This window comes from Inquilinus sp. YAF38 (assembly GCF_052113205.1).
GTDB lineage: Bacteria > Pseudomonadota > Alphaproteobacteria > DSM-16000 > Inquilinaceae > Inquilinus.
Genome location: NZ_JBFRCU010000036.1, coordinates 59,396 through 67,162, shown reverse-complemented (window position 1 = coordinate 67,162; position 7,767 = coordinate 59,396). Strand labels below are relative to the sequence as shown.

Below are 7,767 nucleotides of genomic sequence, written 5' to 3'. Positions count from 1 at the left end.
GGCGAAGCGCGAATCGGCGCAGGAGGACTGGCACGACCTGCGGGTAAAGCTGGCGATGCTGGCCGCCGCCTACGAGGTGTCGGAGGACGACGAGGAGGTCGACCGCCGCGTCGCCGAGGTCTGCGAGCGGGTGGAGCGGCCGGAGGTGGCCGAGCTGATCGCGGCCAGCCGGCCGGAGGTCGCGGTGGCGGCCCTGTGCCGGCGCTGGGGCTTCCCGCCGGAGGTGGAGCGCTGGCTGGAGATGGCCGACGAGGCCATGGAGCATTACGGCTTCATCCCGCCGGAGGACGGCGAGGACGATCCGGAGGATCCGCCCGAGCCTCGCTCCGCCGGCGCCGGCCGCCGCAGGCCGAAGCCGCCGGATACGGGATGACCGGTCGGGTTTGCTTGCGGCGAACCCGACATGTCGCCGCCCTCCCGGCACCCGATCCTGTTGGGTTCGCGGCCGCGAACCCGACCTACGAAATCCGGATTGTTTTGCCTCTCACGCCCTGCGGAGAGGTCGGAGGCGTTTGCGCCTTCGGATGAGGGAAGGACGCCGGTCCGGTACCCGCCATCGCCGTCCGGCGGCCGGTCGAACGGGATCGACAACGCAGTATGCGTTCGGGTGGTTCCCGTCGCGCATAAATCCATGTATGTCGTGGGGTCGCATCGGGCCGCGTCGTCCAGCCTTGCAACCCCGAATCAGAGTGGCACTATGCTGAGAACCCGTCCTCGCAAGTTTGTCCTCGGTGCCGTGGCCGGCCTCGCCATGGCGGCCGGCGTCGCCCTGCCGGGAACGGCCTCGGCGCAGAACGTACAGTACATCTCCTCCAGCCGCGATTGGCACGCCTTCCAGTTCACCGAGAATGGCGGCAAGGCCTGCTACATCGCCAGCAAGCCGACCAAGTCCGACCCCGCCAATGTCCGCCATGGCGACGTCTTCATCCTGGTCACCAACCGGCCGGCGGAGAAGCAGAAGAACGTGGTCAGCCTGCAGGTCGGTTACACGCTGAAGCAGGGTGCCGACGTCACCCTCACGATCGGCGGCAAGAACTTCCAGCTGTTCACCGACGGCAACACCGCCTGGTCGCGCGACGCCGCCGCGGATGACGCGCTGGTCAACGCGATGAAGGGCGGCTCGACCCTGACGGTCAAGGCCACCTCCTCGCGCGGCACCGGCACCAACTACACCTTCTCCCTCGCCGGCATCTCGGCGGCGCTGGGCGAGATCAACAAAGCCTGCGGCGCCTGACCGCGGGCTTCTCTCACACGCGGTCGTCAGACTGCGTCCATTGATGTAAAACAGCGCGGCCCCTTCCCTTGGGGAGGGGCCGTTGCCATTTCAGGGCCTTCCGGAGGTCCCATGGGTATCGAAACGCACGCCACCACCTTCGCGCCGCCCGCGCCCCGCGCCGACGGCCGCATCAACCTGGTCGGGCTCGACCGTGCCGAGCTGGCGGAGACGCTGGCGGGCATGGGCGAGCCGGCATTCCGCGCGCGCCAGCTGTTCGGCTGGATCTACAAGCACGGCGCCACCGACTTCCAGGCGATGAGCGACATGGCCAAGAGCCTGCGCGCCAAGCTGGCGGACGGCTACGCGCTCGACCGGCTGCAGGTGGTGCGGCAGCAGAACTCCTTCGACGGCACCCGCAAGTGGCTCGCCCGGATGGCAGACGGGCAGGAGATCGAATCGGTGCACATCCCGGAGGAGGACCGCGGCACGCTCTGCGTCTCCTCCCAGGTCGGCTGCACCCTGACCTGCAAGTTCTGCCACACCGGCACCCAGCGCCTGGTGCGCAACCTCGAGGCGTCGGAGATCGTCAGCCAGGTCATGCTGGCCCGCGACATCCTCGAAGACTGGGGGCGGGAAGGGGACGACCGCCAGCTCACCAACATCGTCATGATGGGGATGGGCGAGCCGCTGTACAATTTCGAGAATGTGAAGCGCGCGCTGAAGCTGGTGATGGATCCGGAGGGCATCGCGATCTCGCGCCGCCGCATCACCCTGTCGACCGCCGGCGTGGTGCCGATGATGAAGCGCTGCGGCGAGGAGCTGGGCGTCAACCTGGCGGTGTCGCTGCATGCGGTGACCGATGAGCTGCGCGACCAGATCGTGCCGATCAACAAGAAGTACCCGGTCAAGGAGCTGCTGGACGCCTGCCGCGAGTATCCCGGCGTCAACAACGCCCGCCGCATCACCTTCGAATACGTGATGCTGAAGGACGTCAACGACACCCCGGCCGATGCCCGCCAGCTGGTGCGCATCCTCAAGGGCATCCCGGCCAAGATGAACCTGATCCCCTTCAACCCCTGGCCGGGCGCGCCGTTCGAATGCTCGACGCCCGACGCGATCGAGCGCTTCGCCGACATCCTGATGGAGGCCGGCTACGCCAGCCCGATCCGGACGCCACGCGGCAGCGACATCCTCGCCGCCTGCGGCCAGCTGAAGTCGGACAGCGTGCGCCAGCGCGCCTCGGCCCGTGCCGCCGCTCCGGCGGTCGCGCCCGCCGTGCACTGATCGGCGTCCGCTCAAGCCATGACCCTCGCCGAATTCTTCCAGACCCCGGGCGCCTGGGCGCTGCTCTTCGCCCTGCTGGCGATGCCGGCCCTGGCCCGCATCCTCGCCCGTGCCGGCCTGGCCCGCGGCTGGGCGCTGCTGGCCCTGGTGCCGCATGTCGGCGTCATGCTGGTCTTCGCCGTGCTGCTGTTCCGGCGCTGGCCGGTGGTGGCGGCGCTGGGGGAGGGCAAGCGATGAGTGATGTGCTCGAAGCGCTGTCGTCCTTCTACGGCCCCGGCTGGATGGCGACCTTCCCGCATTGGGGCATCAACCTGATCATCGGCATCTACATCGTGCTGCTGATGAGCTTCGCCGCCTATGCGCTGGTCAAGGCGCGGGTGACGCCGCTGTGGTCGATCCTGCTGCTGGTGCCCTATCTCGACGTCATCGTGCTCTGGGTCATCGCCTTCATCCGCTGGCCGCGCATCGACGGGCCGCGGCCGCATGTCGTGCATCGGGGATGAGGGGCCTCGGCCTGGCTTTCGCGCCGGCCTGGCTTCTCCTCGCCGCCCATGCCGTCGCCGCGGAGACCGACATCCGCGGCTGGGAGAGCCTGAGCTGGGGCATGACCGCGCAGCAGGTCGAATCCGCCGTGCCGCAGGCCGTGCCGCTGTCGCCGCCCTGGGATTTCGGCCCGCTCTATGCCGAACGCATGGTGCAGAACGTGGTGGTCGGCGGCATCGCCTTCGACCTGGTGCCGGAGCTGGCGCGCAAGGACGGAAGGCTGGTCCAGATCCTGTTCGAGCGGCGGCCGCCGATTCCCGGCCCGGACGAGCTGCAATCCTTCGTCAACGACCTCCACGCCCGGCTGGGACCGCCAGCCGAGAGCTGCGTCGTCGAATCCGGCCTGGTGACGCGGCTGTGGCGCTTCCCCTCGGCCCAGGTGGCGCTGACCGCGGTCGACTTCTCGGCCGATGGCAGCCGCAACCGGCTGCAGCGCCTGCTGCTGCGCTACACCGCCGCCGACCGGGCGCCGCCCTCGCCCTGTGAACGGAACAAACCCAGACCGTGAACGCGACGGCAACGGAAACGCTTCATTCCGCGACGATCACGGTCTAGGGTCGACGCTCCAACGAACGCCGAATTCCCTCTCCGCCCCACCGGGAGCCAAGAGAATGAGTGATTCCTCCGACTACGTGCCGCCGAAGGTCTGGACCTGGGACAAGGCGAGCGGCGGCCAGTTCGCCAACATCAATCGCCCGATCGCCGGCCCGACGCATGACAAGGCCCTGCCGGTCGGCCGCCATCCGTTCCAGCTCTACTCGCTGGCGACGCCGAACGGCCAGAAGGTGACGATCCTGTTCGAGGAGCTGCTGGCCGCCGGCCACAGCGGCGCCGAATACGACGCCTGGCCGATCCGGATCGGCGACGGCGACCAGTTCGGCAGCGGCTTCGTCGAGATCAACCCGAACTCGAAGATCCCGGCGCTGGTCGACCGCAGCGGCCCGACCCCGATCCGGATCTTCGAATCCGGCGCCATCCTGGTCCATCTCGCCGAGAAGTTCGGGGCGTTTCTGCCGGAAGCGGGCGCCGAGCGCGCCGAATGCCTGTCCTGGCTGTTCTGGCAGATGGGCAGCGCCCCGTTCCTCGGCGGCGGCTTCGGCCATTTCTTCGCCTACGCCCCGACCAAGATCGAATACGCCATCAACCGCTATGCCATGGAGGCCAAGCGCCTGCTCGACGTGCTCGACCGGCGCTTGGCCGAAAGCGAATACGTCGCCGGCGACCAGTACACCATCGCCGACATGGCGAACTGGCCCTGGTTCGGCGGCCTGGCCCTCGGCCGGGCCTATGGCGCGGCCGAGTTCCTGGACGTGCAGACCTACAAGAACGTGCAGCGCTGGGCCAAGGCGATCGACGCCCGGCCGGCGGTGAAGCGCGGCCGCATCGTCAATCGCCTGAGCGGCGACCCGTCGGAGCAGTTGCACGAGCGCCACGACGCCGGCGACTTCGAGACTCGGACCCAGGACAAGCTCGCGACTCAGGTCTAGCCGCCAAAAAGAAGCGCCCCGCCGCGAACGGCGGGGCGCGGTTCTGTTCCGGACGTCCGGATCAGACGTAGGTGAAGTCCGACGCAGTCAGGCCCAGGGCCGCCAGGTCGGCCACGCTGTGCACATTCGTCAGGTGGACGAAGGTGTCCGCGTGGTCGGACGAGGTGACATAGGCCAGGTTGGCGGTGCTGGTCGCGCTGTCGTAATAGGCGATGATGTCGCCGGCGGTCTCGCCCGAGATCCCCTTGGCGGCGGCATCGGCCGAAGCGAAGCCCTGGTCGGTGATCACGACCGCGTGTTCGCCGTTCGCGCCGGACGCCGCACCGCTGAAGAAGCTGGTCACCGCGCCGCCGGACGTGCCGTCGCCATTGTCGACGAAGTTGGCACCGACGCCGTCACGGCCGAGGCCGGCCGCATCGAAGGCGAAGCTGTCATGGCTCGGATCGAAATCCGTGACGTTGCTGTAGCCCTGGATCGAGCCGGCCTTCGGGTCGTGGAAGCGGAACAGGAAGGTGTCGTCACCGGCGCCGCCGGTGAGGTAGTCCTTGCCGTCGCCGCTGATGAGGGTGTCGTTGCCGGCATCGCCATAGAGCTTGTCGTTGCCTTCGCCGACATCGGTACGGGCCGTGTCGCGGCCATTGTCGCCGGCGAGGACGTCGTTGCCCAGGCCGCCATAGACGGCGTCATTGCCTTCGCTGCCGAAGACGTGGTCGTTGCCGGCACCGCCATAGACATGGTCGATGTTCTGGCCGCCGAAGACGAAGTCGTCGCCGTCGTCGCCATAAAGCGTGTCGTTGCCCTGGTCGCCGTTGATGTGGTCGACCCCGGCGCCGCCACGGATGGTGTCGTCGCCGAGATTGCCGGTCAGGGTGTCGGCGCCGTCATTGCCCTGGAGCAGGTCGTTGCCGGAGCCGCCATCGACATTGTCGTCGCCGCTGCCGCCCTTGGCGACGTCGTTGCCTTCGCCCGCCAGGATGGTGTCGTTACCCAGGTCGCCGTTGATCCGGTCGTGGCCCCAGGGGTCGATGATCAGATCGTCACCCGTGCCGCCGACAAGGATGTCGTCGCCCAGTCCTCCCACGATCAGATTTGGCATGACTGATTACTCCCTTATGATTGGAAACCTTATGTCCGTGGTCATAATACCCAGAATCATGACCGTATCGTGAATCATCACAAGATTTCGAGCGTGTCTACGCAGAGGTTTCAATGTGAAACCGGGCGGCAGCACCTCGCGCTTTCCGCAGATCGTCGGTTGCATTGCCGTGTCTGGCGGAACGCCTGGGGTTGTGAAGTTCGAACCGAAAGCTGTGCCAAAAATGTGAGTTCTAAAAATGAATCGCTCGGTGCCCGTCCAGCCGGGGAGGATTCCGGCAATCGGCGCCGATTGCCGGCGGAGACGAATCTGAAATCAGAATCGGTAAGCCGAGAACGGACGTCAGGGCGTGGTCGGCGTGTCGAAACCTGATTCTGCCAGGATCGCCTGGCCGGCCGGGGACAGGATGAACAGCGCCAGGCGATAGGCCTCAGGCGGCGCATCCTTCAGCACCGTCAGCCCGTAGGCGGCGCCGACCGCCAGCTCTTTCGGCAGCGGCACCACCACGAGATCGGGCCGCTCCGCCTGCGCCGCCTTGCCGCTGGTGCAGTAGCCCAGGAACATGTCCGCCTTGTCGTGCTCGATCAGCCAGGCGGCGGCGTTGGCGTCCTCGGGCAGCCCCAGCTTCCGCGCGCTGTCGGGCGCCCCGACCAGCTGCAGCGCCTTCCCGTCCAGCGCGGCGAAGGCGCCCGGGCGGATCGCCTCGGCCTTGCGGAACATCGCCCAGGTGTAATCGCCAGACGGGTCGCTCTTCGGCGTCGAGGTGCCGAGCCGGACCGCCGGGTCGAGGGCGCGGTCGAGCACGTTGTCGGCCGTCAGCCCGACCCTCGGCGCGGCGATGGCGCACAGCCGGTTGCGGGCGAACACCACCAGCGGCCTGCCCAGCCCCTCCTGGTTCAGCCTCTGGGGATGGCCGGTGTCGGCCGAGGTGAAGATGTCGACCTTGTCGCCGGCCTCGATCTTTTCCCGCATCGTGCCGGAAGGGCCGAAGCTCACGGTCACCTCGGCGCCGCCCGACTGCCGGTAGGCCTCGGTGATCCGCAGCATGGCGCCTCGCAGGCTGCCGGCACCGTACAGGGTCAGGGCCGGATCCGCCGCCGCGGCGGGCACCGCCAGCAGCATGCATCCGATGACAACCGCCGCCAGCCGTCGCATGGCCTTCCTCCGCCGCTGTTCCGCAGCCGGACGCTAGCCGCCTCTTTCGATATGTTCAATCAGATATAGCGGTGTCGGCCGCCATATCTGCTTAGTCGGACCGGTTGCGGCTTGAGCCGTCGCGCAGCGCGCTCGCGCAAGTTTCGGTCGAATCCGCATCGGGTGACTAGGCGACGGCCGAAACGTTGCCTATGTGACTGGCTTCGGCTCACTTGGCCGACCGGCCGGGACCTCATTCGGCCGTGAACGACGGCGGCCTCGGCCGCCTATGGAGTGAAGACGTATGGCGACTGGTACCGTGAAGTGGTTCAACACCACCAAGGGCTTCGGGTTCATCCAGCCGGACAACGGCGGCAAGGACGTGTTCGTGCACATCTCGGCTGTGGAAGCGGCCGGGCTGCGGTCCCTCAATGAGGGGCAGCAGGTCACGTTCGAGTTGGCGCGCGGCCGTGATGGCCGGGAGTCGGCGGCGAACCTGCAGGTTTCCTGACGGTCCGCATCGGGCACCGAATCAGAAAGGGCGGCATCCGAGACGGGTGCCGCCCTTTTTATTTGGAATCGTCGAGGCCTTCCCGGTCAGCGATACCGTGAGCGGAAGCGCTCGCGCGGGGTCTCGCCGATCCGGGTGCCGGCGCGCATGCCGCGCAAGGCCGTGGTCTCGCGCCAGGGCAGCGCGGCGTCCGGAAGTGGCTCGGCGATCTGGCGGTGCGAGGCTGCATCGACCACGGGACGGGGCGCCTCCTCCGCCCCGGAACCCTCGACCAGCTCGGTCAGGGCGTCATAGACCTGCCGGATGATCTCCGGCACATGCGCGGCCGAGGTCGCGGTTCCGCGCAGATGCGCGGCGACGATCGCCGCGGTGACTTCGAGAACCTGGTTCGGCGTCGACAGCGCCGCCGCGCCGATCTCATCGATGGGCATCCGGCCCCCTCGTTGCTGTTGCTCTACCCGGTGACCTTCCTAGGACGCCCGGATGGCGACGCTTA

11 protein-coding genes are annotated in these 7,767 nt (G+C 67.9%); 8 read left to right on the top strand and 3 right to left on the bottom strand.

Translation table 11 applies throughout. The annotated features are described in order from the left end of the window. From AB4Z01_RS17815 to yghU, 7 genes are all read left to right on the top strand, one after another. Positions 1-373: hypothetical protein (locus AB4Z01_RS17815; protein ID WP_441695880.1), on the top strand; the 373-nt coding region annotated here is incomplete at its 5' end. A 324-nt stretch (positions 374-697) separates the two neighbouring features. Beyond that, the gene (locus AB4Z01_RS17810; RefSeq protein ID WP_441695879.1) at positions 698-1,234 is read left to right on the top strand and encodes an invasion associated locus B family protein; all 537 of its coding nucleotides are present in this window, start codon (positions 698-700) and stop codon (positions 1,232-1,234) included. Positions 1,235-1,345: 111 nt separating this feature from the next. Next, positions 1,346-2,500: a 23S rRNA (adenine(2503)-C(2))-methyltransferase RlmN gene (rlmN, locus tag AB4Z01_RS17805; protein ID WP_441695878.1), complete on the top strand. Its 1,155-nt coding sequence runs from the start codon at positions 1,346-1,348 to the stop codon at positions 2,498-2,500. 18 nt (positions 2,501-2,518) lie between these two features. Next, on the top strand, positions 2,519-2,737 hold the full coding sequence (locus AB4Z01_RS17800; RefSeq protein WP_429227797.1) for a hypothetical protein: 219 nt from the start codon (positions 2,519-2,521) through the stop codon (positions 2,735-2,737). Then, entirely contained in the window at positions 2,734-3,003 is a 270-nt protein-coding gene (locus AB4Z01_RS17795; RefSeq protein ID WP_429227798.1) for a hypothetical protein, read from the top strand. The genes AB4Z01_RS17800 and AB4Z01_RS17795 overlap by 4 nt, the downstream gene beginning before the upstream one ends. After that, on the top strand, positions 3,000-3,551 hold the full coding sequence (locus AB4Z01_RS17790; RefSeq protein ID WP_441695877.1) for a hypothetical protein: 552 nt from the start codon (positions 3,000-3,002) through the stop codon (positions 3,549-3,551). Before AB4Z01_RS17795 ends, AB4Z01_RS17790 begins: the two co-directional genes overlap by 4 nt. A gap of 103 nt (positions 3,552-3,654) precedes the next feature. Next, positions 3,655-4,530, top strand: a complete 876-nt coding sequence (gene yghU, locus AB4Z01_RS17785; RefSeq protein ID WP_441695876.1) for a glutathione-dependent disulfide-bond oxidoreductase — start codon at positions 3,655-3,657, stop codon at positions 4,528-4,530. A gap of 61 nt (positions 4,531-4,591) precedes the next feature. Here the strand turns inward: yghU and AB4Z01_RS17780 are convergent, their stop codons facing one another. Both AB4Z01_RS17780 and AB4Z01_RS17775 read right to left on the bottom strand, forming a co-directional pair. Beyond that, complete coding sequence (locus AB4Z01_RS17780) at positions 4,592-5,626, bottom strand: calcium-binding protein (RefSeq protein WP_441695875.1); 1,035 nt, start codon at positions 5,624-5,626, stop codon at positions 4,592-4,594. A gap of 342 nt (positions 5,627-5,968) precedes the next feature. Next, positions 5,969-6,781: a molybdate ABC transporter substrate-binding protein gene (locus tag AB4Z01_RS17775; protein WP_441695874.1), complete on the bottom strand. Its 813-nt coding sequence runs from the start codon at positions 6,779-6,781 to the stop codon at positions 5,969-5,971. Positions 6,782-7,064: 283 nt separating this feature from the next. Here AB4Z01_RS17775 and AB4Z01_RS17770 point away from each other — a divergent pair, with 283 nt between their 5' ends. Then, complete coding sequence (locus tag AB4Z01_RS17770) at positions 7,065-7,271, top strand: cold-shock protein (protein WP_138887178.1); 207 nt, start codon at positions 7,065-7,067, stop codon at positions 7,269-7,271. An 86-nt stretch (positions 7,272-7,357) separates the two neighbouring features. Here AB4Z01_RS17770 and AB4Z01_RS17765 read toward each other — a convergent pair whose 3' ends face one another. Beyond that, complete coding sequence (locus tag AB4Z01_RS17765) at positions 7,358-7,702, bottom strand: MucR family transcriptional regulator (protein WP_441695873.1); 345 nt, start codon at positions 7,700-7,702, stop codon at positions 7,358-7,360. Positions 7,703-7,767: the final 65 nt, after the last annotated feature.